The 26,581-nt window shown below is 35.2% G+C and carries 25 protein-coding genes, 2 tRNA genes, 3 rRNA genes and 1 pseudogene; 4 read left to right on the forward strand and 27 right to left on the reverse strand.

Features of this window, described 5'->3' with window-relative positions:
• Positions 1-2: 2 nt before the first annotated feature.
• The gene (locus NLJ00_RS02695) at positions 3-2,426 is read left to right on the forward strand and encodes an ABC transporter permease (protein WP_256636141.1); all 2,424 of its coding nucleotides are present in this window, start codon (positions 3-5) and stop codon (positions 2,424-2,426) included.
• 75 nt (positions 2,427-2,501) lie between these two features.
• Here the strand turns inward: NLJ00_RS02695 and NLJ00_RS02700 are convergent, their stop codons facing one another.
• The 19 genes from NLJ00_RS02700 to NLJ00_RS02790 form a co-directional block, all read right to left on the reverse strand.
• A complete protein-coding gene (locus NLJ00_RS02700; protein WP_256636142.1) occupies positions 2,502-3,242 on the reverse strand; it encodes an SDR family oxidoreductase in 741 nt (246 codons plus the stop codon).
• Positions 3,243-3,321: 79 nt separating this feature from the next.
• A complete protein-coding gene (locus NLJ00_RS02705; protein ID WP_053470745.1) occupies positions 3,322-3,891 on the reverse strand; it encodes a Crp/Fnr family transcriptional regulator in 570 nt (189 codons plus the stop codon).
• Between the two features lie 69 nt (positions 3,892-3,960).
• Positions 3,961-4,284, reverse strand: coding sequence for a nucleoside triphosphate pyrophosphohydrolase family protein (locus NLJ00_RS02710; protein WP_256636143.1), 324 nt, complete (start codon positions 4,282-4,284; stop codon positions 3,961-3,963).
• Between the two features lie 3 nt (positions 4,285-4,287).
• Positions 4,288-5,202 (reverse strand): helix-turn-helix domain-containing protein, encoded by a 915-nt coding sequence (locus NLJ00_RS02715; protein WP_256636144.1) that lies wholly within the window; start codon positions 5,200-5,202, stop codon positions 4,288-4,290.
• A 1-nt stretch (position 5,203) separates the two neighbouring features.
• Positions 5,204-5,509, reverse strand: a complete 306-nt coding sequence (locus NLJ00_RS02720; RefSeq protein ID WP_256636145.1) for a hypothetical protein — start codon at positions 5,507-5,509, stop codon at positions 5,204-5,206.
• Between the two features lie 11 nt (positions 5,510-5,520).
• The gene (locus NLJ00_RS02725) at positions 5,521-6,327 is read right to left on the reverse strand and encodes an SDR family oxidoreductase (protein ID WP_256636146.1); all 807 of its coding nucleotides are present in this window, start codon (positions 6,325-6,327) and stop codon (positions 5,521-5,523) included.
• A 103-nt stretch (positions 6,328-6,430) separates the two neighbouring features.
• Entirely contained in the window at positions 6,431-7,789 is a 1,359-nt protein-coding gene (locus NLJ00_RS02730) for a hypothetical protein (protein ID WP_256636147.1), read from the reverse strand.
• Between the two features lie 7 nt (positions 7,790-7,796).
• Entirely contained in the window at positions 7,797-8,300 is a 504-nt protein-coding gene (locus NLJ00_RS02735; protein WP_256636148.1) for an endonuclease V, read from the reverse strand.
• A 17-nt stretch (positions 8,301-8,317) separates the two neighbouring features.
• The gene (locus NLJ00_RS02740) at positions 8,318-8,884 is read right to left on the reverse strand and encodes a DUF4256 domain-containing protein (protein ID WP_180861201.1); all 567 of its coding nucleotides are present in this window, start codon (positions 8,882-8,884) and stop codon (positions 8,318-8,320) included.
• Positions 8,885-8,898: 14 nt separating this feature from the next.
• Positions 8,899-9,357, reverse strand: a complete 459-nt coding sequence (locus NLJ00_RS02745; protein WP_180861203.1) for an SRPBCC domain-containing protein — start codon at positions 9,355-9,357, stop codon at positions 8,899-8,901.
• A 15-nt stretch (positions 9,358-9,372) separates the two neighbouring features.
• The gene (locus NLJ00_RS02750; RefSeq protein WP_256636149.1) at positions 9,373-9,966 is read right to left on the reverse strand and encodes a YdeI/OmpD-associated family protein; all 594 of its coding nucleotides are present in this window, start codon (positions 9,964-9,966) and stop codon (positions 9,373-9,375) included.
• Positions 9,967-10,353: 387 nt separating this feature from the next.
• Positions 10,354-10,463 (reverse strand): 5S ribosomal RNA (gene rrf / locus NLJ00_RS02755).
• A gap of 180 nt (positions 10,464-10,643) precedes the next feature.
• Positions 10,644-13,525, reverse strand: a 23S ribosomal RNA gene (locus tag NLJ00_RS02760).
• A gap of 137 nt (positions 13,526-13,662) precedes the next feature.
• Positions 13,663-13,736: transfer RNA gene (locus NLJ00_RS02765), tRNA-Ala, on the reverse strand.
• Positions 13,737-13,892: 156 nt separating this feature from the next.
• Positions 13,893-13,966: transfer RNA gene (locus NLJ00_RS02770), tRNA-Ile, on the reverse strand.
• Positions 13,967-14,088: 122 nt separating this feature from the next.
• Positions 14,089-15,602: ribosomal RNA gene (locus NLJ00_RS02775) — 16S ribosomal RNA — on the reverse strand.
• The 16S, 23S and 5S rRNA genes sit together here with 2 tRNA genes alongside, the layout of an rRNA operon.
• Before the next feature lie 381 nt (positions 15,603-15,983).
• Positions 15,984-16,217, reverse strand: a complete 234-nt coding sequence (locus NLJ00_RS02780; RefSeq protein ID WP_256636150.1) for a hypothetical protein — start codon at positions 16,215-16,217, stop codon at positions 15,984-15,986.
• A 357-nt stretch (positions 16,218-16,574) separates the two neighbouring features.
• The gene (locus NLJ00_RS02785; protein ID WP_256636151.1) at positions 16,575-17,810 is read right to left on the reverse strand and encodes an ABC transporter permease; all 1,236 of its coding nucleotides are present in this window, start codon (positions 17,808-17,810) and stop codon (positions 16,575-16,577) included.
• A 108-nt stretch (positions 17,811-17,918) separates the two neighbouring features.
• A complete protein-coding gene (locus NLJ00_RS02790; protein WP_053472553.1) occupies positions 17,919-18,413 on the reverse strand; it encodes a YkgJ family cysteine cluster protein in 495 nt (164 codons plus the stop codon).
• Positions 18,414-18,487: 74 nt separating this feature from the next.
• Here NLJ00_RS02790 and NLJ00_RS02795 point away from each other — a divergent pair, with 74 nt between their 5' ends.
• The 3 genes and pseudogenes from NLJ00_RS02795 to NLJ00_RS02805 form a co-directional block, all read left to right on the forward strand.
• Complete coding sequence (locus NLJ00_RS02795) at positions 18,488-19,195, forward strand: class I SAM-dependent methyltransferase (RefSeq protein WP_256636152.1); 708 nt, start codon at positions 18,488-18,490, stop codon at positions 19,193-19,195.
• Positions 19,196-19,208: 13 nt separating this feature from the next.
• Positions 19,209-19,367, forward strand: coding sequence for a DinB family protein (locus tag NLJ00_RS02800; protein ID WP_256636153.1), 159 nt, complete (start codon positions 19,209-19,211; stop codon positions 19,365-19,367).
• A 14-nt stretch (positions 19,368-19,381) separates the two neighbouring features.
• Positions 19,382-19,753, forward strand: a pseudogene (locus tag NLJ00_RS02805) (YfiT family bacillithiol transferase); the annotation flags it as partial.
• A 79-nt stretch (positions 19,754-19,832) separates the two neighbouring features.
• On the opposite strand, the gene NLJ00_RS02810 reads toward NLJ00_RS02805, so the two are convergent.
• The 8 genes from NLJ00_RS02810 to NLJ00_RS02845 all read right to left on the reverse strand — a co-directional run bounded on the left by NLJ00_RS02810 (position 19,833) and on the right by NLJ00_RS02845 (position 26,330).
• Positions 19,833-20,465 carry a 7-carboxy-7-deazaguanine synthase QueE gene (locus NLJ00_RS02810; RefSeq protein ID WP_256636154.1) on the reverse strand — a complete coding sequence of 211 codons (633 nt, stop codon included), beginning with the start codon at positions 20,463-20,465 and terminating at the stop codon, positions 19,833-19,835.
• Positions 20,466-20,566: 101 nt separating this feature from the next.
• On the reverse strand, positions 20,567-22,237 hold the full coding sequence (locus NLJ00_RS02815; RefSeq protein ID WP_053472549.1) for a tetratricopeptide repeat protein: 1,671 nt from the start codon (positions 22,235-22,237) through the stop codon (positions 20,567-20,569).
• 16 nt (positions 22,238-22,253) lie between these two features.
• On the reverse strand, positions 22,254-23,177 hold the full coding sequence (locus NLJ00_RS02820) for a PstS family phosphate ABC transporter substrate-binding protein (RefSeq protein WP_256636155.1): 924 nt from the start codon (positions 23,175-23,177) through the stop codon (positions 22,254-22,256).
• Positions 23,178-23,179: 2 nt separating this feature from the next.
• Positions 23,180-23,410 carry a hypothetical protein gene (locus NLJ00_RS02825; protein ID WP_053472547.1) on the reverse strand — a complete coding sequence of 77 codons (231 nt, stop codon included), beginning with the start codon at positions 23,408-23,410 and terminating at the stop codon, positions 23,180-23,182.
• The gene (locus NLJ00_RS02830) at positions 23,410-24,210 is read right to left on the reverse strand and encodes an energy transducer TonB (protein ID WP_180856832.1); all 801 of its coding nucleotides are present in this window, start codon (positions 24,208-24,210) and stop codon (positions 23,410-23,412) included. The genes NLJ00_RS02825 and NLJ00_RS02830 overlap by 1 nt, the downstream gene beginning before the upstream one ends.
• Positions 24,211-24,246: 36 nt before the next feature.
• Entirely contained in the window at positions 24,247-24,804 is a 558-nt protein-coding gene (locus NLJ00_RS02835) for an ExbD/TolR family protein (RefSeq protein WP_053472545.1), read from the reverse strand.
• 19 nt (positions 24,805-24,823) lie between these two features.
• Positions 24,824-25,450, reverse strand: coding sequence for an ExbD/TolR family protein (locus NLJ00_RS02840; RefSeq protein WP_053472544.1), 627 nt, complete (start codon positions 25,448-25,450; stop codon positions 24,824-24,826).
• Between the two features lie 55 nt (positions 25,451-25,505).
• On the reverse strand, positions 25,506-26,330 hold the full coding sequence (locus NLJ00_RS02845) for a MotA/TolQ/ExbB proton channel family protein (protein ID WP_256636156.1): 825 nt from the start codon (positions 26,328-26,330) through the stop codon (positions 25,506-25,508).
• Between the last annotated feature and the right edge of the window lie 251 nt (positions 26,331-26,581).

Here is a 26,581-nt window from a genome sequence, read left to right on the forward strand (position 1 = left end):
TCATGCTGAAAAATTGGATTAATGTTTTTACGTATCATATAAAAAACAATAAGCTGTTTACGGTTTTGAATGTTTTGGGATTAAGTATTGGAATTGCGGGTTTAATTTTTGCAATTTTGTATTGGAACGACGAACAGAGTTATGATCAATGGAACCCGAACAAAGACAATGTTTTTTTGGTTGCCAATCAAATGGACCCAACCACATATTGGGCTTCAAGTTCTGCACCTATCGGCTCTGCTATAAAAAATACAAGTCCGGAAGTCGAATCTTTTTGTTATTTAAATGGCAATTACGATAATGAAATTATTCATTACAATAATAAAAAAGTACAGTCTGACAAAATTGTTATAGCACAGAAAAACTTTTTCGAATATTTTCCTTATTCCTTTATTGAAGGAAATATAAAAAATGCATTACCTGATGTAAATAGTATTAGTATATCCCAAGATTTGTCGCAGCAGCTTTTTGGAAACCAGAGTGCTTTAGGGAAAAAGGTTATTTTACAAAATCAGGTTTTAATTGTTAGAGGTGTTTACAAACTGGATAAAAAATCGGTTTTTAATCCTTCGTGTGTAGTCAATTTCATGGACACACGAGTAAAAAACAGCATTCAGCAATGGGGGAATTTTCAGTTTATTCTTTTATTAAAATTAAAAAAACCAACTGATTCAGAAATCGTTACAAAAAATCTGGCTAAAGTTTATTATGAGAACATGATGATGCCGCGGGCCAAAGCTCAAGGTATGAGTCCGCAAGAGTTTATTAAAAAATTTGGCGAAGTAAAACCTCATTTAGAGCCTTTATCGATTGTTCGTTTACATACTAAAACCGGTGGTTTGATAGAATCTAACGGAAATTATCAGCTATTATTAATTTTTGCCGGATTATCAATTTTAGTCTTAATACTGTCAATTGTAAACTATGTCAATTCGGCTACTGCAAATGCCGTAAAAAGAGCTAAGGAAGTTGGCGTTCGTCAGATCGTTGGAGCTTCTAAAATAGAAATTATACAACAATTTATTTTTGAAACCGCAGTCATTTCATTGTTTTCTATTTTGATATCGCTTGTTATTGTAGAACTTTCCCTGCCGTATTACAATGTTTTTTTAGAAAAAACACTTGTATTACAAAGCAATCAGTTTTATCTGCAGCTTTTCGTTATATTCATTATAATGATAATTGCAGCAGGAATTTTTCCGGCGGTTTATGTTTCCAACTTTGATGTTTTAAAAGTATTGCGAGGAAATTTTGCCCGAAGTAAAAATGGTATCTGGCTTCGAAACGGAATGTTGATTTTTCAATTTGCTGTGGCAGCTTTCTTTATTATTGGTTCTTATATAGTATATCAGCAGATTAATTATATGAACTCAAAAGATGTCGGTTTTAACGGAAACCAGATTCTGAATATCTCTTATAGAAATATTTATGGCGAAAAAATTAGTAATGAAGACAGAATGCGCAAATACAACGGCATTAAAAATGAATTGCTGCGTATTAAGGGAGTAAAACAAGCTTCTGGCGGCGGATTTGTTCTGGGAAACGGTGCAAAATCGGTAATTTCATATCATCATAAAGACATAAATATAGACGGAAATAATATTCCGGTAGACTTTGGCCTTCTTGAAATGATGAAAATAAAAATAGTTAAAGGACGCTATTTAAGTCCTGATTATTCTCAGGATACTATTAACTCGATGCTGATTAATGAAACTGCTTTAAAATTATTAAACGAGAAAGATCCAATAGGAAAAAAAATTAACTGGGACGGAAAAGAAGCCATTATCGTAGGAGTTGTAAAAGATTTTAATATTGGAAATCCCGGCGAAGCCATACCTCCTGTTACTATATTTCATTTTAAAAGCGTACCGTGGTTTACGAGCCTTTTGAACAATATTTATGTAACAGCCGATCCTAAAACCATGTCGCAGACTATAGCCGATATAGAAAATTTGTGGACAAAAAAAGTTGATTCTGATTATCCGTTTCTATATGATTTTGTAGATAAAGAATATAAAAAGTCATACAGCAGTTATGTAAAACAAAAAAATCTTTTTTCTTTATTGAACATTATCGTAATTACAATTGCGCTTTTCGGATTATTTGCTCTGGCTTCTTATTCGATCGAAAGACGAATGAAAGAAATCGCTATTAGAAAAACACTGGGCGCAGAAACTAATGTTTTATTAATAGAACTTTGTAAACAGTATATCTTTTTCTGTATAATTGGTTTTTTAATTGCTTTATTTCCTGTTTATTATTTACTAAATAAATGGCTGGAGAATTTCGCCTATAGAATTACCATTTCTATGTTTCCTTTTTTAATTGGATTTACCGCTTTACTTTCATTAACATTATTAGTTGTTCTTTCAAGGGCTTATCAGGCAACAAAAGTTGATGTTTTGAAATATTTGAAATATGAATAAATTCAGTTTGCATTAAAATAAAAAAGACTCCAAATCTATATTTGGAGTCTTTTCATTAAGTTATTTTTTTTAGTCTTACCAAGGACTTACTCCTGTTTCATCTTCAATATCATTACTAAAAAACTGCCCATTTGGTCCGTTTTCATCTGTTACGGTATGTTTAATAATAAACGATGCTGCACTTTCTACAGTTCCAGGTCCGCTATGATGATTAAAATCTGTTGCGGTGTAACCCGGATCAATTGCATTTACTTTAAAAGACAAATCTTTTAGTTCATAAGCCAGTACAATAGTATATGCATTTAATGCTGATTTTGAAGTTCCATAAGCTGCCGATTTAAAATCGTAATATTTCCATGACGAATCACTATGCAAAGTCAAAGAACCAAGTCCCGAAGTAATATTACTGATTCTGGGACTGTCTGATTTTTTAAGTAATTCTAAAAAAGCCTGAGTAACACTTATAACACCAAAAAAGTTTGTTTCAAATACATCTTTAATGTCTTTTACGCTGGTATCTGAAGCCGTTTGAGGAAACTGGCCGCCGCTTATTCCCGCATTGTTAATCAGGATATCTAATTTTCCCTGCTCGTTTTCTACAATATTCTTTGCTGCTAAAATAGAATCCGGATTGGTAACATCAATCTCAATGGCTTTTATGTTTTGAAATCCATCTTTGTTTAATTGTTTTACAACTTCATTTCCTTTTTCAAGATCGCGGCTTCCTAAATAAACAAACAATCCTTGTTTTGAAAGTTGTTTTGTTATTTCTAATCCTATGCTTCTGTTTGCTCCTGTTATTAATACTGATTTCATTTTTAAATTGTTTTAAAATTATAATACAAAGTTGGTTACTTTGAAAATGGAATCTTTTGTCATTTGGCAAAAAGCAATTTTAAGTGATGTTTTTTCTAATTCTGCTTAATGACGATTGTGTAATTCCTAAATAAGAAGCCACATAAGATAACGGAATGCGATTGATAACGTTTGGATAAATTTTCAAAAACATTAAATAACGTGTTGTAGCATCTTCTGAAACCAGCGGACTTCTTCTTTCTACTTTTTGTCTCAATGCTTTTGAAATAATTCTGTGCACAATAGCATCCCAGCCAATAATAGTTTCTAAAAGTTCCCTCCAGTCTTTTTTAGAAAAAACCAGCAGTTTACAATCTGTTATCGCCTGCACATAAGCATTGGAACAAATATCATTATCGAAACTTTCCATGTCAACAACCAGATTATTTTCGTCGATAAAATATTTGGTAATTTCTTCACCTCTATTGTTGTAATAACAAACGCGAGTAATTCCGTCTAAAACAAAACCGACTTGCTGAGCAATTTTACCAGCTTCCGAAAAATATTCATCTTTCTTAAGTTCCAATATAGTTGTTTTACTCGCAATTAAATCCAGCTGATGCTGATTTAAAGTTCCAAATTGCAATATATAATCTATAAATTCTTTCATAGAGGCAAGTTAATCAAAGTTATTTGTTCGGAATTTGTCATTTGGCAAAAACGATTCAAAACATAAAAGTTATTTTCTGAGCAAATTTTCGGTGCTGGATAAGAATTCTTCAGTCGCTTTTTCAATATCAATATTCATTCTTTCGGCCAAAACGGTCAGCCACCAAATTGATTCTCCTAATTTATGTTTAAGTTCCTGTTCTGTATTTCCTTTTGGCCATCTTCCTTGCTGCGACATTACATTACGCCCAACTAAGCCGGCATCTGTCAAAAATGCTAGTGCATCTTCTTCTATTGTCCATTCACTTCCGTGATGCGATAATTCTAATTCGTGATAACGCTTTCTTATTTCTAAAGAACGTTCTTTTAGCTGTTCAAAATTTATTGATGCCATAATTTAATTTTTATTGAATTGTTCCTGAAACGCGATTGGACTAATATTCGTTTTCTTTTTAAATAATTTATTAAAAGACTGCGGATGCTCAAAACCTAATTTATAAGCAATTTCAGAAATTGAAAAAGTTCCTTTCGTAATATATTCTTTTGCCTTTTCTATCAATTTATCATGAATGAACTGCTGTGTATTTTGTCCTGAAAGATTCCGAAGCAAATCGCTCAAATATCTGGCAGACAAACCCAGTTCATCTGCAACAAACTGTACGGTTGGCAAACCATTTTCAAGAGGTTTCTCATTATTAAAATAGTCTTCCAGTAAAATTTCTAATTTTGAAAGCACATCATTATTAACCGCTTTTCGGGTAATAAACTGTCGGTTATAAAACCGATTACTATAATTCAGTAAAAGTTCAATTTGCGAAATAAGCACGTCTTGGCTAAAATTATCAATTCGTTCTTTCAGTTCATTTTGAATATTGGCAAAAACTCCTAAAATAGTTTCTTTTTCATTTTCCGATAAATACAAAGCTTCAGATGCCGTATACGAAAAGAATCCGTACTTTTTAATATTGGCGTTTAATGTATAAGGCCGAATAAAATCAGGATGAATATTTAAGGACATTCCGCTGTAATCAGCTTCTTCCTCCTGCATTTTTAAAATTTGTCCCGGCGAAACAAATGACATTCCGCCTTCTTCAAAATCATAAAAACCATGTCCGTACCGAAGCTTTCCCGAAAAATCAGTTTTAAAAGAGATTTTATAAAAATCTAAAATAATTCCGTTTTCAAAATCTTTGGGGTCAAATATCGCTTCACCATAATTTAAAATACTAATAAGCGGATGCATGGGCTTGGGTTGTCCCATAGCTTTATGCAGTTCTGAAATGCTGTTGAATATTTTAGGCTGATTTTTCATTTTACAAATTTATAAAATGTTCGACTGGTGCAATATTCCAGCTCACTGTGCTTTGATCAATCATATCGTGTACAACAGAATCGCTAAGTTCTGTCATTAATTTATGCATGGCATCTGTACCTTCTGCTGCGCTGTCCCAAACCAACATATCGTAAACAATTCCCTTTTTCAATTCGAAAATGGTTCTTGAACGAAATCCTTTTTGACGTTTTAAAAATACGTCGATTGCTGCATTGGCTTCAATAAATTGCTGTGTTGTAAAACCATTTAATTTAAAAGTTGTTAATTCTATAGCTTGATTTTTCATCTTATTTTAAATTAAAAAGTAAACATTGCTTTTATATTCTGTACTTGAGTTTCAGCGCCATTTTTCACTCTTTCATCATATAAAGCATTAGCATCATTTCCGGCAATATATCGCAATTGATTTTTATTGTCCGTTGCCGCTTGGTATATAATTTGAGCAACATCTTCTGCATCTGTATAATTCTCTAATTGTTCTGCGCTGTAGCCTTTACTAACTTCTGCGGTTAATTTTTCATACGCTTCGTGTTGTCCAACTTCCATAGAACGGATTGCAAAATCAGTTTTCATTCCGCCCGGAGCGACAACTTTAACCTGAATTCCGAATTGAGTTAATTCTGAGGCAAGACTTTCTGAAAAACCATCAACTCCAAATTTTGTTGCACTGTAAATAGAACAAGTCGGAAATCCAATTAATCCAAAAGTAGAAGTAACATTTATAAAAGTACCGCTTTTTTTCTCACGAAAATGTGGTGTAAAAGCTTTTGAAATTCTAATAACACCAAATAAATTCGTAACAATCTGGCGCTCGATTTGAATTTCACTTAAAGATTCTAATGCGCCAATTAATCCGTAACCGGCATTGTTTAACACAACATCTACAGAATATTTCTCTGTAATGTTTTGTATAGTTTCCGTAATTTGTTCCGAATTTGTAACGTCAAGCGGAAGTACGATTACATTTTTTAATGAAGTTAATTCGGTTTCCTTTTCTGGATTTCTCATTGTGGCAATTACCTGCCATCCTTTACTTTGAAATAATTTTGCTGCTGATTTTCCTAAACCAGTTGAAGCGCCTGTAATAAAAATTGTCTTTTGCATTTTTAATTGTTTTAAAATTATAATGCAAAGATCAGCCGAAGCCTAAAGTTGTTTTTAGTCGTTTTGGACAATTGGTTAGCCAAAATGACGATTACGAAATAAATTAGTCACCGCCACAGCCACCGCAGGAACTTCCACAAGAACTACCGCATGAGCTTCCACATGAACTTCCACATCCTGAACTATTGTTTGATGACAAAAAGTTGTTATTTACAGGCATAACCAAAGGCATAAAAGAAGCTGCCAAGCCTCCGTATAAAAAATAATTCCATTGCCAGTCTTGTTCAACATTAGTATTACTTTTTCCTTTTTTGAAAGAGGAGTGAATTGTATGAAAAAATAAATAGTTCACTACTTTCTTAAAGTAACGATAAGAGATCGCCGCTAAAATTATGGTTATAATAACAATATTAGTTATAGCCTTATCTCTAGAAATTCCTGTAATAATTCTGCTAAAACCTATACTTAAAAGAAGTCCAAAAACTACCAGCGTTACTTTTATGATAAATAAAAATTGCTTAGAATCTAAAATCGTTTCTCTAATTTTTTCGACTCCTTTTTTTAATTGTTGAAATATTGGTTTGTTTATAATTAACTGATGTAACTGTAGATAAGGTATTAAATCATATTCTTTCATGATCTCAATAACACAATTTTCATATTGATTGTTTGTTAGCGTATCATCGATTAAGTTTAATTTATTGCCTGTAACCTGAATTCTTCTATTTTCAATTAAATTATTTACGACTCCATGAATTACATAGTCTAGATTATTTTTTTGAAAGAAGACCAATTCTAAAGGTGTGAGATTGCTAATGATTAATTTCGACTTAATTTTTTCAATCAACGAAACACAAGTTTTCTTAACAAATTGCATCAATAAAAAGGTTATCAAAGCGAACAAGAATATGTAATACCATGCAAAATATGGATTACCAATTTGAATTAAAACTGGTTTTATAAGAAGAGAAATAGGAAAACTTAAAAGTGTAAATGCTCCTAAAAAAAATATTTTTAATATTCCGAGATTATAATTAGCGTTGTCTAATTGGAGAGAATCCATTGGATTTCCAAGAGTCCAAATTTCTTCTGGCTGTTTTCCAAAATTTAATTCGTACAAGTTTTTAGTAACTTCTTTTGCTTTATAGAATTTCTCATGTTCAGCCTTATTGTGTGTTGACGGAATATGCTCAATTCTTTTTGCCAAAATTGTACAGAGATCAGAATAGGAATTTGTAAAAATTAAATGCTGATGCCACACAATATCTACAATTTCTGAAGGCGAAACCATTTCGTTTGAAGTTGCGGCCAGATACATGAATTTTTTATATTCTAAAATCGCTGTTTTAGTAAAATAAATAGTCCAACTATTTTCGAAAGCTAATCTTGTTGAAAATCCGTATTGATCATTTGGTTTGTCGAGATCAAAATTTTCGATTTGATTCCAAAGTTGTATATCCATAAAAAAATTAAAGTTCTTTCGTTAAACGATCTAACTCTTTTAATAAAGTCGGCATTCTAAATTCACCAGACATGCTTTCTACTTTTTGGAAAGCTTCTTCTAAATCAATTCCAATAGATGTTACAAATAATGGTTTTGCGCTGTCGCCTCTTAACAAAGGCTTTTTATCTTTTTCTATACTGGCAAAATTAGTCTTGGCTACACCAATAATCGGAACTTTTTTATTAAGTTTTTCATATAAACGTCCGCCTAAACCATGCTTTTTATCATCATCTAAATATACGAATCCGTCCACAATTATAGCTTCTATATTTTCCAAATCAATCTGATTTAACAAACTGATAATACACGGAAGTTCTCTTTTATAGAATTCTCCCGGAATATATTCTGAAACATTATCAATTATTTCTGTGTGAACTTTAAAGTTTTTGTCTTCATTCCAATTCTCAAATTCAAGGCAGACAGTTTTTGCTTTATTATCAAAATAATAAGTATCGAAGGCTAATATCATATTTTATTTTACTCTTTTTAAACTCTTAATGAACCACGAAAACCTCTCGCAGCATAATACGAATCAGCTCCATTGTGATACACAAAAACGGTATCATAACGAAAATCTGAAAAAATTGCACCGCCCAGTTTTCTGATATTAGCAGGCGTTAAAATCCAGCTTGAAGTTTTAGTATCAAATTTCCCCAGTTTTTGAAGTTCGCGGTATTCATCTTCATTCAAAATTTGAATTCCCATTTCTGAAGCCATGTTTATTGCACTGTCTTTTGGCTTGTTTTCTTTCCTTTTTTCTAGTGCTTCGTGATCATAACAAATACTTCTACGTCCTTTTGGACTTTCCGCAGCACAATCATAAAAAATATATTCGTTTGTTTTTTCATCATAGCCCACAACATCTGGCTCTCCTTCAGTTCTTTCCATTTCGTCAAGAGACCATAGTTTTTCAGGATTGGCTTTTAGTTTTGACTCTACTTTTTCCCATTCGATATTTTTATGGCGATGCTTATTATTTTCAAAACGAGCTTCTAAAATACTCAACAATGATTCTTGCTGTTCTAATGACAATTTATATTTTTGATTATTCATGGCTTTTGAATTAATTATTTGGAAATAAATTCTGAGAGATATTTTTCAAGCTTTTCTATATTCTCTTTTTGTCCCTGATCTGCTTTGTGTGCTTTTACAATAATATCAAACATTTCCTCAGAATCGAATAAAAGTGTCCAGTCTAATAGTGTTTCTGAATTTTCAGATTCAAATAAAACAGTTGTAATAAAATGCGGATTGAAATGTTCGAAGACAATTTTTTTAAATGGTATAATCTCTTTAAAGATACTACGGTTTGGATAATTCTTTCCATCCGGTCCATGCATTGTTAAATTCCACTCGCCTTCTTTTTCAAAATCCATTTTATGAATTGTATTTGTAAAACCGTTTGGTCCCCACCAATTTGAAATATGTTCCGGATTTGTCCACATTTCCCAAACTATATCCGTGTGAGCCTTAAGCAATATTTTACTTTGAAGAATTCTATTTTGAATATTATTTGCGCTTTCCATATTTACCAGAATGATTTAATCGTTCAACCCTTTCCCATCTAAAATATTTGGAATATTTTTTTCTACTCTCGCCTCTCTTGTTTTTGATTGTTTGGGTTGAGAAAAATGTAAAAGATAAGCCCTTTGTCTTCCAGGTGTAAGTGCAGAAAAAGCTTTTTGTAAATCAGGCATAGCATCTAATTTCTTCTGAAATTCTTCAGATACTTCAAATTCAGAAGTTTTTTTCAGTTCTACTTTCAAACCGGCTTTTTCAATTTCTATTGCTTGATAAATATATGTTTTTAAAATATCTTTTAAATCAACTATTTCTTTAAGAGCAGTAAAACGTATTTGTCTTGCCGCTTGTACATTCTCAGATTGCTGAATCAAAATATTATCTGTATCTTTTAACAAAGCCCCTTTAAAAAACAAAAAGGCACAGTACTCTTTAAAAGCATGAATCAAAACAACATTACTATCTTTATAAGTATAACAAGGAACTCCCCATTTTAATTCTTCGCTCAATTGACATTCAAGGGCAATTTTTCGCATTAAAATTAATTCTTCCTGCCATTTCTTGGCTTCATCAAAAAAGAAATCAACTTTTGGGTTTACATTAATTTGTGACATCTCAATTTATTTTAAAAAATAATCTTTCAGAATAGGAGAAAGATTTCAATTTAAAATTAAAACTTTTTTTTTGATTTAATGATACATTTAAAAGTCCAGCAAAGTAGAAGGATATTATCTAAAGATAAAATAGAAATGAAATAGTTTTAAAACTTAAAAAATAACAAGCAAAAAATAAAATTTAAGGCATTATCTATCGAAAAGCACACACAAATACAATTTCGATATAAAAGAAAGGAATATCGCTCGATATTTAGCAAGTTCAAAAAATAAGGCCATATCCTGCAGTTTAAACCCTGAAAACGTTAGATTTCTTTCTTTGAAATTAGTTTCCCAAACATCTACAAAACAAAAAACCCTATCCGGATTGGATAGGGTTTTTCAAAAGAAAGGCGACGACATACTCTCCCACAATACTGCAGTACCATCTGCGCAGGCGGGCTTAACTACTCTGTTCGGGATGGGAAGAGGTGAGCCCCGCCGCAATAACCACCTTAAGGTTGTTAGTCTAAAGTCCAAGGTCATAAAGTGGTAAAGTCTTTCGACTTTTGACTTTAATCTTTCGACTTAAAGACTGCCCGCGACGGGCAAATATCTTAACATACTGAGATAAAGAAAGGTTTTAGTATTTAGAAAGTTTCCTCCCGTCCCGTTTTTCAACGGGACGGGAAAAGGTTGTACATAAGCTTACGGATTATTAGTACTACTCGACTATGACATTACTGCCTTTACATCTATAGCCTATCAACGTGGTCATCTTCCACGATCCTTAAAAGAAATCTCATCTTGTGGTGGGTTTCGCGCTTATATGCTTTCAGCGCTTATCCCTTCCAAACGTAGCTACTCTGCGGTGCCCCTGGCGGGACAACAGATACACTAGAGGTTTGTCCAATTCGGTCCTCTCGTACTAGAATCAGATCCACTCAAATTTCTAACGCCCACAGTAGATAGAGACCGAACTGTCTCACGACGTTCTGAACCCAGCTCGCGTGCCACTTTAATGGGCGAACAGCCCAACCCTTGGGACCTTCTCCAGCCCCAGGATGTGACGAGCCGACATCGAGGTGCCAAACCCCCCCGTCGATATGAGCTCTTGGGGGAGATCAGCCTGTTATCCCCGGCGTACCTTTTATCCTTTGAGCGATGGCCCTTCCATGCGGAACCACCGGATCACTATGCTCTACTTTCGTACCTGATCGACCTGTATGTCTCTCAGTCAAGCTCCCTTATGCCATTGCACTCTACGCACGGTTACCAAGCGTACTGAGGGAACCTTTAGAAGCCTCCGTTACTCTTTTGGAGGCGACCACCCCAGTCAAACTACCCACCAAGCAATGTCCCCCGCAGCGCGGGGTTAGGCCTCAGATAAACAAAGGGTTGTATTTCAACAATGACTCCACAACGCCTGGCGACGCCGCTTCACAGTCTCCAACCTATCCTACACATCATTTATCCAAGGTCAATACTAAGCTATAGTAAAGGTGCACAGGGTCTTTTCGTCCCACTGCGGGTAAACGGCATCTTCACCGTTACTACAATTTCACCGAGCTCATGGCTGAGACAGTGTCCAGATCGTTACACCATTCGTGCAGGTCGGAACTTACCCGACAAGGAATTTCGCTACCTTAGGACCGTTATAGTTACGGCCGCCGTTTACTGGGGCTTCAATTCAATGCTTCTCCGAAGATAACATCTCCTCTTAACCTTCCAGCACCGGGCAGGTGTCAGGCCCTATACTTCATCTTACGATTTTGCAGAGCCCTGTGTTTTTGATAAACAGTCGCCTGGACCTCTTCACTGCGGCCCCGATTGCTCGGGGCGACCTTTCTCCCGAAGTTACAGGTCTATTTTGCCTAATTCCTTAGCCATGAATCTCTCGAGCACCTTAGGATTCTCTCCTCAACTACCTGTGTCGGTTTACGGTACTGGTACTAATTACCTGAAGTTTAGAGGTTTTTCTTGGAAGCCCTTAGGCGCACTATCTCTTTGTCCGAAGACTCCGAGTACTATCGTATTTCACCAGTCTCTGCGGATTTGCCTGCAGAGCCTATAGCTAGGTACTTTAACGAACTATTCCGTCAGTTCGCGGCGCTTTCATCACTCCGTCACCCCATCACAGTAATTAGTAGTACGGGAATATTAACCCGTTAGCCATCGACTGTCCCTTTCGGGTTCGCCTTAGGACCAGACTAACCCACAGCTGATTAGCATAGCTGTGGAAACCTTAGTTTTTCGGTGTGCGGGTTTCTCGCCCGCATTATCGTTACTTATGCCTACATTTTCTTTTCTAACCAGTCCAGCATACCTGACGATACACCTTCAACCCTGTTAGAATGCTCCCCTACCACTTACAGTAAACTGTAAATCCATAGCTTCGGTAATACACTTATGCCCGATTATTATCCATGCTCGTCCGCTCGACTAGTGAGCTGTTACGCACTCTTTAAATGAATGGCTGCTTCCAAGCCAACATCCTAGCTGTCTGGGCAGACAAACCTCGTTCTTTCAACTTAGTGTATATTTGGGGACCTTAGCTGATGGTCTGGGTTCTTTCCCTCTCGGACTTGGACCTTAGCACCCAAGCCCTCACTGCTGAGAAACATTATATAGCATTCGGAGTTTGTCAGGAATTGGTAGGCGGTGAAGCCCCCGCATCCAATCAGTAGCTCTACCTCTATATAACTTAATTCAGCGCTGCACCTAAATGCATTTCGGGGAGTACGAGCTATTTCCGAGTTTGATTGGCCTTTCACCCCTACCCACAGGTCATCCGAAGACTTTTCAACGTCAACCGGTTCGGACCTCCACTGTGTGTTACCACAGCTTCATCCTGCCCATGGGTAGATCACACGGTTTCGCGTCTAACACTACTGACTAAAGCGCCCTATTCAGACTCGCTTTCGCTGCGGATCCGTGGCTTAACCACTTAACCTCGCCAGCAGCGTTAACTCGTAGGCTCATTATGCAAAAGGCACGCCGTCACCCCACGAAAGGGCTCCGACCGCTTGTAAGCGTATGGTTTCAGGATCTATTTCACTCCGTTATTCACGGTTCTTTTCACCTTTCCCTCACGGTACTGGTTCACTATCGGTCTCTCAGGAGTATTTAGCCTTAGCGGATGGTCCCGCCAAATTCAGACAGGGTTTCACGTGCCCCGCCCTACTCAGGATACCACTATCTATTACATTTATTACCCATACGGGACTATCACCCTCTATGGTGTCACTTTCCAGTAACTTCCGGTTCTGCATGCATAAAATCTCGTGGTCCTACAACCCCAGCATTGCCGTAACAACACTGGTTTGGGCTAATCCGCGTTCGCTCGCCACTACTTACGGAATCACTTTTGTTTTCTTCTCCTCCGCCTACTTAGATGTTTCAGTTCAGCGGGTTTGCCCACCTATCGGTGTACTATGTCTTCAACATAGTGGGTTGCCCCATTCGGGTATCTGCGGATCAATCAATGTGTGCTTGTCCCCGCAGCTTTTCGCAGCTTATCACGCCCTTCATCGCCTCTGAGAGCCTAGGCATCCCCCATACGCCCTTATTTTGCTTATTGTACCAATCTCGTTCTTAAAACGAGACCTTTTTTTTTGTTTTTTACAATAAATCGTAAAAAACGCTTTCTACTTTCTTATTATTTTCTTATCTCAATATGTCAATGAACTTTTATTATCTATCTTTACAGATAATCAGTGGAGAATAACGGAGTCGAACCGTTGACCTCCTGCGTGCAAGGCAGGCGCTCTAGCCAGCTGAGCTAATCCCCCATTTTTTAGTTGTCAGTTAACAGTTTTCAGTTAACAGTACTTAAAACGGTTACTCAACCTCTAAAATTTCCTTTTTTCTAAGTTTCAGTCTTTTTAATTTGTTCTTGTTTCTTATAATTTACAATTCATAATTTATAATTAACAATTCTTAAAAAGTAGTCCCGGGCAGACTCGAACTGCCGACCCCTACATTATCAGTGTAGTACTCTAACCAGCTGAGCTACGAGACTCTGTTTTACTTAAAAATTTATTATTTGAACTAACAGCAAGAGTAATATAATCCTCGATTCAAAACCAACAGGTTTCGCATCTTTTTTCCCCAGCGTGCATATAGCTAACACTAAGGCTCTAGAAAGGAGGTGTTCCAGCCGCACCTTCCGGTACGGCTACCTTGTTACGACTTAGCCCTAGTTACCAGTTTTACCCTAGGCAGCTCCTTGCGGTCACCGACTTCAGGCACCCCCAGCTTCCATGGCTTGACGGGCGGTGTGTACAAGGCCCGGGAACGTATTCACCGGATCATGGCTGATATCCGATTACTAGCGATTCCAGCTTCACGGAGTCGAGTTGCAGACTCCGATCCGAACTGTGACCGGTTTTATAGATTCGCTCCTGGTCACCCAGTGGCTGCTCTCTGTACCGGCCATTGTAGCACGTGTGTAGCCCAAGGCGTAAGGGCCGTGATGATTTGACGTCATCCCCACCTTCCTCACAGTTTGCACTGGCAGTCTTGTTAGAGTTCCCGACATGACTCGCTGGCAACTAACAACAGGGGTTGCGCTCGTTATAGGACTTAACCTGACACCTCACGGCACGAGCTGACGACAACCATGCAGCACCTTGTAAATTGTCTTGCGAAAGTTCTGTTTCCAAAACGGTCAATCTACATTTAAGCCTTGGTAAGGTTCCTCGCGTATCATCGAATTAAACCACATGCTCCACCGCTTGTGCGGGCCCCCGTCAATTCCTTTGAGTTTCATTCTTGCGAACGTACTCCCCAGGTGGGATACTTATCACTTTCGCTTAGCCACTGAAATTGCTCCCAACAGCTAGTATCCATCGTTTACGGCGTGGACTACCAGGGTATCTAATCCTGTTCGCTCCCCACGCTTTCGTCCATCAGCGTCAATCAACTGGTAGTAACCTGCCTTCGCAATTGGTATTCCATGTAATATCTAAGCATTTCACCGCTACACTACATATTCTAGTTACTTCCCAGTAATTCAAGTTCAGCAGTATCAATGGCCGTTCCACCGTTGAGCGATGGGCTTTCACCACTGACTTACTAAACCGCCTACGGACCCTTTAAACCCAATGATTCCGGATAACGCTTGGATCCTCCGTATTACCGCGGCTGCTGGCACGGAGTTAGCCGATCCTTATTCTTACGATACCGTCAAGTCCCGACACGTCGGGATGTTTCTTCTCGTACAAAAGCAGTTTACAATCCATAGGACCGTCATCCTGCACGCGGCATGGCTGGATCAGGCTTGCGCCCATTGTCCAATATTCCTCACTGCTGCCTCCCGTAGGAGTCTGGTCCGTGTCTCAGTACCAGTGTGGGGGATCTCCCTCTCAGGACCCCTACCCATCGTTGCCTTGGTAAGCCGTTACCTTACCAACTAGCTAATGGGACGCATGCTCATCTTTCACCGTTGTGACTTTAATTATAAAGTGATGCCACTCCATAATACTATGAGGTATTAATCCAAATTTCTCTGGGCTATCCCTCTGTGAAAGGCAGATTGCATACGCGTTACGCACCCGTGCGCCGGTCTCAAGCACCGAAGTGCTCTACCCCTCGACTTGCATGTGTTAAGCCTGCCGCTAGCGTTCATCCTGAGCCAGGATCAAACTCTTCATCGTATATTTTAATATTATTATTCGATGCTTACTCTAGTGGTTCTTTTCAAATCTTACGATTCTATTACTCTTATTCTTTTGTTCCGATTTGCATCGGAACGGCTGTCAATTCAATATGTCTACGAACGTGTCTTCTTTTTATCTTCGCTTGTGTTTCAAAGCGGGTGCAAAACTAAAACTTCTTTTTGTTTCTCGCAAGAAAAATTTAAAAAAAATTTGAAACTTTTTTTTCGTTTCCTTTTTCTTAATTTTTCTTCCAGTCTCTCAATGAACTTCCGTGTTTTGCGGGGTGCAAATGTAAAAGCATTTTTCAAATCTCACAAGCTTTTTCTAATCTTTTTTCTGAAAAATTTTTCAGTTTTGATTTCTTCTCTTGTCAGTCTTTCAGTGAACGTCTTTCGTTGTTGCGGGTGCAAAAGTAGAACCTTTATTTACATTTACAAACCTTTTTTTTATATTTTTTCCATCTTTTTTACATTTATTTCTTAACTTCCTGATAACACCAGTTTTACAATTCATTTTTTTTGAAACATTGTCAGGTTTTTCTACAGTCCTTTGACTTTTCCTTATTTTATGTCCTTTCTGCAATACCGTTTTTGAAGAGTTATTATATTTCAAGACTGTTTTCTAAGCAATAATTATGTTTTGAAAACGAATTTCCTAGCCCCGATAGCAGCGAAAATCCTTTTGTGCCGGGGTTCGGCACAAAAGATTGAAGCGGATAGCGGGAAATAGCTCCTTATAAAAAGTAAATTCCAATTTTTTTAAATTCCAAATTCCAAACCAAAAGGCTTCGACTTCGCTCAGCCGGACATGACATATACAATAGATATAACGTTGCGCATAAGACGCACTGCTGTGTGTCTCTACAGAAAATTGGGACTTAAGTATAATTATACATATAATATGTATATAAAAACAAACCCGACAGGTTTTGAAAAACTGTCGGGTTGTGAGATATCTTGTTTTAATAAATCAATCAAAGCGAATTGCTTTTACGGGAGAGATTTTTGTTATTATATAGGACGGGATTAATAATACTAAAAAGCATACTGTTATGGTTAGTAAATTCAACAGGACTATATAACCCCAATTTAAATATACGGGAGCTTGGTTAACATAGTAGTTTTCGGGATTTAGATGAATGATTCCGAATTGCTGTTGAATTAACAGTAGTGTAATTCCAATTAAGTTACCCCAAAACAGCCCTCGAACAATTAGATAGAATGCATTATATAGAAAAACTTTGCGAACTGTCCAGTTATTTGCTCCTAATGCTTTTAGAATTCCGATCATTTGTGTGCGCTCTAAAATAAGAACCAATAATGCTACTACCATATTAATTGTAGCAACGAGAATCATTATGACAAGGATTACAATTATATTGAAATCAAAAAGCTGAAGCCAGTCAAAAATATAGCTGTACTTTTCGGTAATTGTTTTTGTATCGAGATTTGAAGAGATTTGTTCGTAAATCTGGTTTCCTGTTTCTTTAATCGTTGTAAAGTCTTTTACAAAAACTTCAAAAGCTCCAACTTGATCTGGAGTCCATTTGTTGATTCGTTGAATATGACGAATATCTCCTATTATATATGTAGCATCGAAATCCTGAAATCCTGAACTAAAAATTCCTGTGATTTTAAATCTACGGCTGTTTGGTAGTTTTCCTTGTTCTTCTTTTATAAAGAAGGTGTTGAAACTGTCGCCTAATTTTAAATTCAGTCGGTCTGCAAGAAATCTTGAGATAATAACTTCTTCATTTAATGTTTTAGAAAAATCGGGTAATTTACCTTCTACTAAATACTCTTTTATATTATTCCAATTATAATCTGCTCCTACTCCTTTAAAAACAATTCCTTCAAAGGCATTTTCTGTTCTGATTATTCCGGCTTTACTTGCTACTGCCTGAATATGGCTTACTTCTGGAACTGATTTGAAATTTGGATAAAAATCTTGTTTTTTTGAAATTGGGATTAAAGTTATCTCTGAATTATTATTGTCGTAATTTGAAATAATGATCTGACCGTTGAAAGCTGAAACTTTTTCGCGTATTTTTTGCTGCAATCCAATTCCAGTTGCTACAGAAACCATCATCATAATAATACCTATTGCAATTGCTGAAATGGCAATTTTAATAATTGGCGCCGATATACTGCTTTTGTAATCTTTTGCAGTGATGAGTCTTTTTGCTATAAAGTATTCTAGATTCAATTTAGGGTTCTGTTATGATTTATATTTCTTATCCTATTTCAGGTTATTCAAAAATACATTTAAAAAAGCGAAATGTATAATCTTAAAGTAACAATGCTATTTTAATTCTTAAAGTGGTAATTTCTTTTTCATTTCTTCTACTATATTATAAGCTGCGGGACAGATTGCAACATTTTTTAAAGTCAGATCAGCAATTTGATGGAACTTTTTACGATCTGTATGCGGAAACTCCCGGCAGGCTTTCGGCCTTACGTCGTAAATCATACAATAATTCTCGCTATCCAGAAATGTACAAGGAACGCTTTTCAAAACATAATCCTTATCTTCATCAATACGAAGATATTGGTCAATAAACTGCTGTGGTTTTTGTCTAAAAGATTTTGATATTCTTTCAATATCTGCCAAAGTAAATAGAGGCCCAGTTGTTTTACAGCAATTGGCACATTGTAAACAATCCGTTTTTTTAAATTCGGCATCATGCAAGTCTTGCATAACGTAATCTAAATTCTTTGGCTGTTTCTTTTTCAGCTTATCAAAATACTTTTTGTTTTCGATATGCTTATCTTTGGCTAACTTATTTAAGTTATTTAAAATCTGTTTCAAGTTTAATCTTTAAAGTTGAGCTGCAAAATTAAACAACTTTAAACTTGAAACCTTAAACTTTGAACTAAATTACGATGAAAGATCTTTTTGGGAAAGCGATGTATGATTTCCAGACTAATAATTCGCCTGAAGATATTATTACCGAAACTTCAATTTCTGAAGAAGATGAAATGAGTGTTGAATACTTATTCCGCTCTTATGATGAAATGCCAAAAATTGAACAAAAAGCTTTACAATTAGCAACAGGAAAAACTTTAGATGTTGGATGTGGAGCCGGAAGCCACAGTTTGTCTTTACAAAATGACCGCAATTTAGACGTTATTTCTATCGACATTTCTGAAAAAGCAATTGAAACTTGCAAGCTTCGCGGTTTAAAAAATGCCAAAGTTGAAAATATATTAGATTTTGAAGGAGAAAAATTTGATACGATTATTTTGCTGATGAACGGAACTGGTATTTTTGGGAAATTAGAAAATTGCAATACGTATTTATCAAAACTAAAATCGCTTTTGAATTTAGGCGGGCAAATTTTAATTGACAGTTCTGATATCATTTATATGTTTGACGAAGATGAAGATGGCGGAAAATGGATTCCATCTGAAACAGAGTATTATGGCGATCTTACTTTTACTATATCGTATAAAGGAAAAAAAGAAGATACTTTTGACTGGTTATATCTTGATTATAATACACTGCAGAATGCTGCTGTTGCAAATGGATTAAAATGTGAATTAGTTACGGAAGGTGATCATTATGATTATCTGGCCCGACTTTCAATATAAATATTTTTTAATCATGGAAAATTTAGATTTACAAAAATTAAAATACCCTATAGGAAAGTTTGAAGTTCCTAAAGAATTCACCTCTAAATACATTTTAGATAGGATTGAAGAGATTTCGACTTTTCCAGAAAGGTTAAAAAAGGAAGTTACCCTCTTAATGACGAACAATTAGACACTCAGTATCGACCTGAAGGCTGGACTGTTCGACAAGTAATTCATCATTGCGCCGAAAGTCACATGAATTGTTACATTAGATTAAAGTGGGCTTTAACTGAGAACAATCCGATTATAAAACCTTATGATGAAAAATTGTGGTCTGAAATGCCGGATAATTTAACGATGCCAATCGCTCCGACACTAAATTTATTAGAAGGATTGCATTTTAGATTAGTATATATAATGAAAAACTTATCGCAAGTTGATTTAGAAAAGTCATTTATTCATCCCGAAAATAATTCTGAGTATCTAATTCAACAAATTATTGGTATGTATGCCTGGCACGGAAATCATCATTTAGCACAGATTGTCAATTTAAAAAATCAGAAAAACTGGAAATAATAAAATATTTCTTTTTTATACAGTGTGTATTTATTACATAAAAAAACCTCTTCTAAATTAGAAGAGTTTTTTTTATGACTTAAGGTATATTTAAATACTTGTGTGTTTGAAGTGAAACTCTCCATTTTGGATTATTCATTACATAATCAACAATCAGCGGAGTCATTTCTTCTTTTTTACTCCACTCTGGCTGAAGAAACAAAATAGCATCATCATTAACTAATTCTGCTTGTTCTTCTGCAAAGATAAAATCGTGCTTATTATAAATAATTACTTTTAATTCATGCGCGTTAGCATAAACATCTGGTGTTGGAAGTTTGTTTTTCTTTGGCGAAAGACAAATCCAGTCCCAAGTTCCAGATAACGGATAAGCTCCGGAAGTTTCAATATGAACTTTTAAGTTTTTATTTTTTAATTGCTGCGTCAATAGCGTCATGTCCCATGTAAGCGGTTCACCTCCGGTAACCACAACCGTATTGGCATAACTTGAAGCATTATTTACAATTACATCGATATTTGTTGGCGGATGCAGTTCTGCATTCCAGCTCTCTTTCACATCACACCAGTGACACCCAACATCACATCCTCCAATTCTAATGAAGTAAGCAGCGGTTCCGGTATGAAAACCTTCGCCCTGAATGGTATAAAATTCTTCCATCAAAGGCAGCATGGCTCCTTTGTTTACTTCTAATTGTATTTCTTTTGGTAACATTATTTTAATTTAATGTGCAAAGATAGTCAATTAATTACGGAACAAAAAAACCGATAGTTCAAAGCGAACTATCGGTTTTAATAAATTAGTTTAAAACTATATTATTTTAAAGCTTTCACAGATTGTGAAGCGTATGCATTTGCCGGATCTAAAACTAAAGTTTTATTGAAATATTCAATTGCTTTTGCTTTATCAGTGTTTGCATAACTTGCTCCGATACTGTTGTAAGCTTCTACGATTTTTTTAACTGTAGCTGGTTTTGCTAATTCTTCAGCACCTTTTGCTGTTGTTTTAGCAACGTACTCTTCGTAGTTTTTGATAATTAAATCATCTTTCTCTAACAAGTTGTTGATTCTTCCTTTGTATAAGTAAGCTTCATCATAAGTTGGAGATGCAACTAAAATTCTGTCAAAAGCAGCATCTGCTTTAGCTAACTGAGCAGCATCTGCAACAGCTCCGCCAGTTTTATTAGCATTTGCGTAGTAAACAGAAATACCGTAGTAAACGTTATCATCTAAGTAATTCTTAGAGTCTTTATTGTTTGCACCGAATTCAAAGATAGAAGCAGCCTGAGCAAATTGTTTTTTACCAAATAAAGCTTTTCCTAAATCATTAAGTTCTTCAACTACTAATGGTTCTAATTCGATTGCTTTTTTGATATCTGCAAGACCAGCGTCAAATGAAGCCTGATCTACAGCACCTTCTGCATTTGTTCCTTTTTTAATTTTAGACAAACCTAAGTATAAATAATCTCTGCCAATTACTTTATTTGTTGGAGTTTTGATATAATCTTCAATAGATTTGATAGCTACATCAACATTTCCGTTTTCATAAGCAGCATAACCTAAATATCTAAAGATTCTAGGGTTTACTTTATCTTCAGCAATCATTTTGTTTGCTACAGTTTCTAAACTTTTGTAATCTTTTACCAAGATCAAGAAATCTGCGTGACGCATTTTAGAATCTAAAGAGTAATCTGTTAAGCTTAGATATTTTTCGTAGTTAGTAATTGCGTTTTGCAAATTAACTTTAGCTGTAGAAGGTTTGTTTCTTCCCCATTTGTAATATGTTTCAGCTAATTCTCTGTAAACTGGACCATAATTTGGGTTCAAAGCGATAACTTCATTGAAAGATTTAATAGCTTCATCGTAAGATTTTGCTCCTTTCAATAAAACACCTAATTGCATTTTTGCTCTTAAAAGAGTTGGGTCTGCTGTAAAAGCATCACGATAAGCTTTGTAAGCATCATTTTGATTGTTAGCTCCATAATATGCATCTCCGATAGCCAAAAGTGCACTTGCATTTTGCGGTTCGATTAATAAAGCTTTTTTCAAACTTGCAACTGCATTTGTATAATCTGGATTTACAGAGTTCATGTAAGCTTTACCAATGTAAATGAATTCATCTACGTCTTTACGCTTAATATCTTTTGTTGCCAAAGCAAAGTTAGCTTGTGCACTAGCAGCGTTTTTATTATCAAGATCGATTTGACCTAAACCAATATAGTTTAAGTTTTTCTTATCTGATGCTTCAATTCCGTTTAAGTAATATATTTTAGCAGAATCAACAACACTCTGATTTAAGTAAATATTACCTAAAACAAAATTAGCTTCACCATCAGAAGGTTTCGCTTTGATGATTGATTTAAGTAATGATTTTGCTTTTTGAAACTGTTCAGCATCGATTGCCTTTTTTGCTTCTTTAATATCTTGCGCATTTGCAACAGAAGCTGTAGCAATCATAGCAAGACTAAAAATTTTAAATTTATTCATCTTTATAGTAATTAATTTATTCTTTATCGTTTATAATTTGACTTCTAATATTGAATTTCCTGCCTGGAGTCTTTACAGGCATTAACCCAGATTTCAAAACTATTCTTTGACCAATCTCACCAGCCATGAAAGAGGCAAGTCCCATTCCTAGTCCAGAATAACCCTGACAATTTATAATAAACAAATCACGTGCCAAAGGATATTTGTTTAATGCTATGTTGGTTTGACTAGGGCTGTAATATTCATTATCATTTAAACCCTTAACGCTTAAAACATCAATTTTCTTGATTGTTTCAATCATGTCCGGTGATGGCTGTGACAGCCAATTCACTCCAACGACACCAATCATTTCATCATTTTCTGAAACAAATTTAATAACTTCATCATTTGTTTTGAAAGAAAAAACACCTGCAGAAGGGAAATCTTTTACTTTCGCCAGTTCTTTCATATAGCGTACTGTGCTGGAATTTGGATTGTCAAAAACAATTCCTTTTATCTTAGAATCACCTTTACCCTGTAAAAAATCAATTACAGTTTTCAACGCAATTAATGTATCATTATTGTTCTTTTTTGCAATTAAGGCAATTCCATCAACTGCAAAAGGTGTAACTCTAGGTTTAATTTTACTTTTTTCGAATCTTCCTAATTCTTCATTAGTCAATTTTCTAGCTGTTACAACAACTTTAGCTTTCTTATTTAACAGGTCGTTAATAAGCTCCACTTCTGACTTTGGCTTAACGGTAATCTTAGCATCGTAATATGTCCCTTCAAAAACAGCAACCTGATCATCGACAATTTGCTTTATAGTTTCATCAACAGTAACATCAACTGATCCTTTTAAAATTGTTTCGTTTTCAGATTCATTTTTGCTTTTTTGGTTGCACATAACAAACAAAAAAACAAAAAGAACCAAACCAACAACTTTACTATATTTTAACATAATTACTCTGTATTAGAATTTATCAATCGCAGAAAACGTATTGCAGAATATACAATAAGTAATCCACCAAAAGCATATCTGTATTTAGGCTCCATATTTAAAGGAAGTTTTTCCCAAAACATAATCATTAAACCCAGCACAAGATATATTAAAAAAAACAGTATTCCTAAAACAAGAAGAAATCGCTCTTTGAGCGATTTCTTCTGAATATTATTAAGCATATCTTTTAACATTATTCTGCAGATTGAATAGTAATAGGTAAAGAGTAAAGAACCCTAACTTTTTTACCATTTTGCTCGCCGGGAGTCCATTTTGGACATTTTTTAAGAACACGAATTGCTTCTGCTCCTGTACCGTAACCGATATCCCTTAAAACTTTAATGTCGGTTAATGAACCGTCTTTTTCAACTACAAAAGTAACGTAAACTTTACCTTTTAGGCCTTCTTCTTCCGGAGTCTTGTAATTATTTCCTACGAATTTGTAGAATTTATCCATCCCTCCAGGGAAATCAGGTTTTACTTCGATACCAGCTGTGTTGTATACACTGTTATCTTCTTCTACGACTTGAGAAACTGGTCCTGTACCTACTGGCTCATCAACAGTTAAAACTGCATCCGGATCTCCTTTAATAGTTTCATTACCTACTTTCTTGTCTTTCAAATCCTCAATTTTTGGAGGATCTTCAGTAACTTCTTCCGCTTTAGCAACAACCGGTTTTGTAAATTTCACCTGATCCACTTTTGGTGGCGGTGGTGGTGGTGGTGGTTGATTAGGCTTTACTTCCTCTTTTTTAGGAGGTAATTTCACTGTAGCAATCTTAACATTGTTATCTACTTCTTCTTCACCAGATTCTGGTAAAAAGCTAGCAATAAGAGGCGCTGCAACAGCAAAGCTAAAAATGATCGAACCTATGATAAGCGCTTTTACCGTAGTTTTGTTGTTCGATTTTCTTAACTCGTATGCACCATATATCTTATTACGTCCTTCGAATACGATATCAAGCCACGTGTTTTTAATTATATCTAATTTCATTTTCTTGATTATTAGGATGTTAAAACAAGCAAACCCTTATTTTTTCTCTATCAGTTTTGTTTCCTCTGGTGTAAACTCGGGAACAATAGCATACGTATCAACTTTAGTAATTGCCATTTCATCCAATATATCTACCAAATTACGGTAATTTGATTTTTTAGTTGGTTTGATAATAACAATAATTCCCTGTTTAGGCTTCCCTTTAGCAGCAGAATATTCTAAAACTGTTTTCTTTCTTTTAAGCAGTTCTCTACGAATCCCATCTTTACCATATGCAATATCTTTAGGTCCACCAATAGGTTTTTCTAACAATCCCATATAATAAGTCAATTTATTATCCGCACCAAGTATTACAGTCATTGTACGATTTTCATCTACTTTCGTGTCCACTGTTTTAGTCGTATCATCATCTTTATTTGGCAAAGACAAATCCATCGATTGAGGTTTTGACAACGATGTGGTTAACATGAAGAATGTGATCAATAAGAATGCCAAATCCACCATAGCCGTTAAATCGACTTTCGAGTTTTGCTTTTTACTTCTTACCTTGCCACCTTTTCCGCCACCACCGTCGCCGGTATTTAATTCAGCCATTTTAGTGTATCTTTTTTAATTAAAAGTCTTTTCCTCTCGTACCTGTAACTAAGTTAAAGGAATTGATTTTCTGATCTTGTAAAATATCCATAATTTTTTTAATTTTTGGATATTCTTCTTTAGCATCTCCTTTAATTGCAATCTGCAATTCTTTATCATCTAGATCAATCGCAGCTCTTCTTGAAACTAACAACCATTCTTTTAATTGATTATCTAAAGAATCGATTGGAATTCCAGGTTGATCCGCTTTTACTCTTTCAGCTGAAGTCATACCAATGATTTGTTTTAAACTTGTTACAGGAACACCGAAGTCATCCATCAAAGCAAATTTAGTTTTATCATCTTCTGAAAAAGTCACACCGAATTTTGCCCCCATTCCTTCAAGAGTTCTTTTACGAATCTCTCTTCCTTTTAGGTCAAAAAACACTTTGCTTTTCCCATCTTTATCTTTACCTACTGTAATAATTGCCAAATCAGTATCTGGTAATTTAAATTCAGCAACAGATGCAGGCATATCTACAGGAAGTGCTTCAGGCACCTTAGCAGTAGCGGTCAAAATAAAGAACGTAAGCAAAAGGAACGCAACATCACACATGGCAGTCATATCTGTCGATGTTGACTTTTTTTTCATTTTTATTTTAGCCATTCTCTTTTATTTTATTTTGATATAATTAATTATAATTATTAATATCAAAAATTAATTATTGTTTCAAACTTCCTCTGAATCTTCTGTAAGTATTCACGATTGTAGTACCAGCCTCATCGATAGAGTAAGTTAAATCGTCAATTTTAGCAGTAAAGAAGTTGTAAGAAACGATTGCTAAGATAGAAGTAGAGATACCTGTTGCAGTGTTGATAAGTGCCTCAGAAATACCAGTTGCAAGAGCAGCTTGATCTGGAGTTCCAGCAGAAGCTAACGCACCAAACGCTTTAATCATACCTGATACAGTTCCTAATAATCCTCCTAAAGTTCCTAATGATACTAAAGTAGAGATAATAGTCATATTTTTTTCTAACATTGGCATTTCTAATGAAGTTGCCTCTTCGATTTCTTTGTGGATTACTTCTGAAGCTTCTTCACTGTTGAATCCTTCTTTTTTAACGTCTTGATATTTAATCAAAGCAGATTTAATTGCGTTTGCAACTGAACCTTGTTGTTTGTCACATGAAGCGATAGCAGCCTCGATGTTTCCTTCTTTAATACTTCCTTGAACGCTTTTCATGAATTTGTCAAGGTTAGATTTTCCAGCAGCTTTACCGATAACAATGAATCTTTCAATTGAAAAAACAACAACCATTAAAAACATACCTAATAATACTGGTACAATAAATCCTCCTTTATAAACTTGTCCTAATGTATTGATTGGATGTCCAGTTTCAGGGTTACCTCCTTCGAAGTTAGCAGAATCTCCCATGATTACTTTCCAAATAAACACCCCAACCAAAATACACGCAACAATAATGATTCCTGTAATCATCCCTCCTCCATTTGAAGTGCTTTCTTTTTTAACTTTAACGTTTGCCATTTTTTTAAATTTTAATAGTTTTAAATAATTTTTATTTTTTAGTTATATTTAACTTGTAGGGTAGCAAATTTATACGTTTAGTTTAAATAAAAAAACTTTTTTTAATTTTATTGAAGGAAATTTAACGTCAAATTAAAAAATATCTCATTAATTTGTCGCCATCATTTTTATGATAAAACAAAAAAAAAGGCGAATAATAAAAAAATTACAACGTTTTAGTGAATATTCAAACAATCCATTGAAATCTTCTT

Origin of the sequence: Flavobacterium panici (genome assembly GCF_024499525.1) — a bacterium.
GTDB classification, from domain to species: Bacteria; Bacteroidota; Bacteroidia; order Flavobacteriales; family Flavobacteriaceae; genus Flavobacterium; species Flavobacterium panici.

Bases quoted from the DNA above. Each gene is read 5' to 3' on its own strand.
- NLJ00_RS02695 (WP_256636141.1), top strand. From the start codon at position 3: ATGCTGAAAAATTGGATTAATGTTTTTACGTATCATATAAAAAACAAT.
- NLJ00_RS02700 (WP_256636142.1), bottom strand. From the start codon at position 3,242: ATGAAATCAGTATTAATAACAGGAGCAAACAGAAGCATAGGATTAGAA.
- NLJ00_RS02705 (WP_053470745.1), bottom strand. From the start codon at position 3,891: ATGAAAGAATTTATAGATTATATATTGCAATTTGGAACTTTAAATCAG.
- NLJ00_RS02710 (WP_256636143.1), bottom strand. From the start codon at position 4,284: ATGGCATCAATAAATTTTGAACAGCTAAAAGAACGTTCTTTAGAAATA.
- NLJ00_RS02715 (WP_256636144.1), bottom strand. From the start codon at position 5,202: ATGAAAAATCAGCCTAAAATATTCAACAGCATTTCAGAACTGCATAAA.
- NLJ00_RS02720 (WP_256636145.1), bottom strand. From the start codon at position 5,509: ATGAAAAATCAAGCTATAGAATTAACAACTTTTAAATTAAATGGTTTT.
- NLJ00_RS02725 (WP_256636146.1), bottom strand. From the start codon at position 6,327: ATGCAAAAGACAATTTTTATTACAGGCGCTTCAACTGGTTTAGGAAAA.
- NLJ00_RS02730 (WP_256636147.1), bottom strand. From the start codon at position 7,789: ATGGATATACAACTTTGGAATCAAATCGAAAATTTTGATCTCGACAAA.
- NLJ00_RS02735 (WP_256636148.1), bottom strand. From the start codon at position 8,300: ATGATATTAGCCTTCGATACTTATTATTTTGATAATAAAGCAAAAACT.
- NLJ00_RS02740 (WP_180861201.1), bottom strand. From the start codon at position 8,884: ATGAATAATCAAAAATATAAATTGTCATTAGAACAGCAAGAATCATTG.
- NLJ00_RS02745 (WP_180861203.1), bottom strand. From the start codon at position 9,357: ATGGAAAGCGCAAATAATATTCAAAATAGAATTCTTCAAAGTAAAATA.
- NLJ00_RS02750 (WP_256636149.1), bottom strand. From the start codon at position 9,966: ATGTCACAAATTAATGTAAACCCAAAAGTTGATTTCTTTTTTGATGAA.
- NLJ00_RS02795 (WP_256636152.1), top strand. From the start codon at position 18,488: ATGAAAGATCTTTTTGGGAAAGCGATGTATGATTTCCAGACTAATAAT.
- NLJ00_RS02800 (WP_256636153.1), top strand. From the start codon at position 19,209: ATGGAAAATTTAGATTTACAAAAATTAAAATACCCTATAGGAAAGTTT.
- NLJ00_RS02810 (WP_256636154.1), bottom strand. From the start codon at position 20,465: ATGTTACCAAAAGAAATACAATTAGAAGTAAACAAAGGAGCCATGCTG.
- NLJ00_RS02815 (WP_053472549.1), bottom strand. From the start codon at position 22,237: ATGAATAAATTTAAAATTTTTAGTCTTGCTATGATTGCTACAGCTTCT.
- NLJ00_RS02820 (WP_256636155.1), bottom strand. From the start codon at position 23,177: ATGTTAAAATATAGTAAAGTTGTTGGTTTGGTTCTTTTTGTTTTTTTG.
- NLJ00_RS02825 (WP_053472547.1), bottom strand. From the start codon at position 23,410: ATGTTAAAAGATATGCTTAATAATATTCAGAAGAAATCGCTCAAAGAG.
- NLJ00_RS02830 (WP_180856832.1), bottom strand. From the start codon at position 24,210: ATGAAATTAGATATAATTAAAAACACGTGGCTTGATATCGTATTCGAA.
- NLJ00_RS02835 (WP_053472545.1), bottom strand. From the start codon at position 24,804: ATGGCTGAATTAAATACCGGCGACGGTGGTGGCGGAAAAGGTGGCAAG.
- NLJ00_RS02840 (WP_053472544.1), bottom strand. From the start codon at position 25,450: ATGGCTAAAATAAAAATGAAAAAAAAGTCAACATCGACAGATATGACT.
- NLJ00_RS02845 (WP_256636156.1), bottom strand. From the start codon at position 26,330: ATGGCAAACGTTAAAGTTAAAAAAGAAAGCACTTCAAATGGAGGAGGG.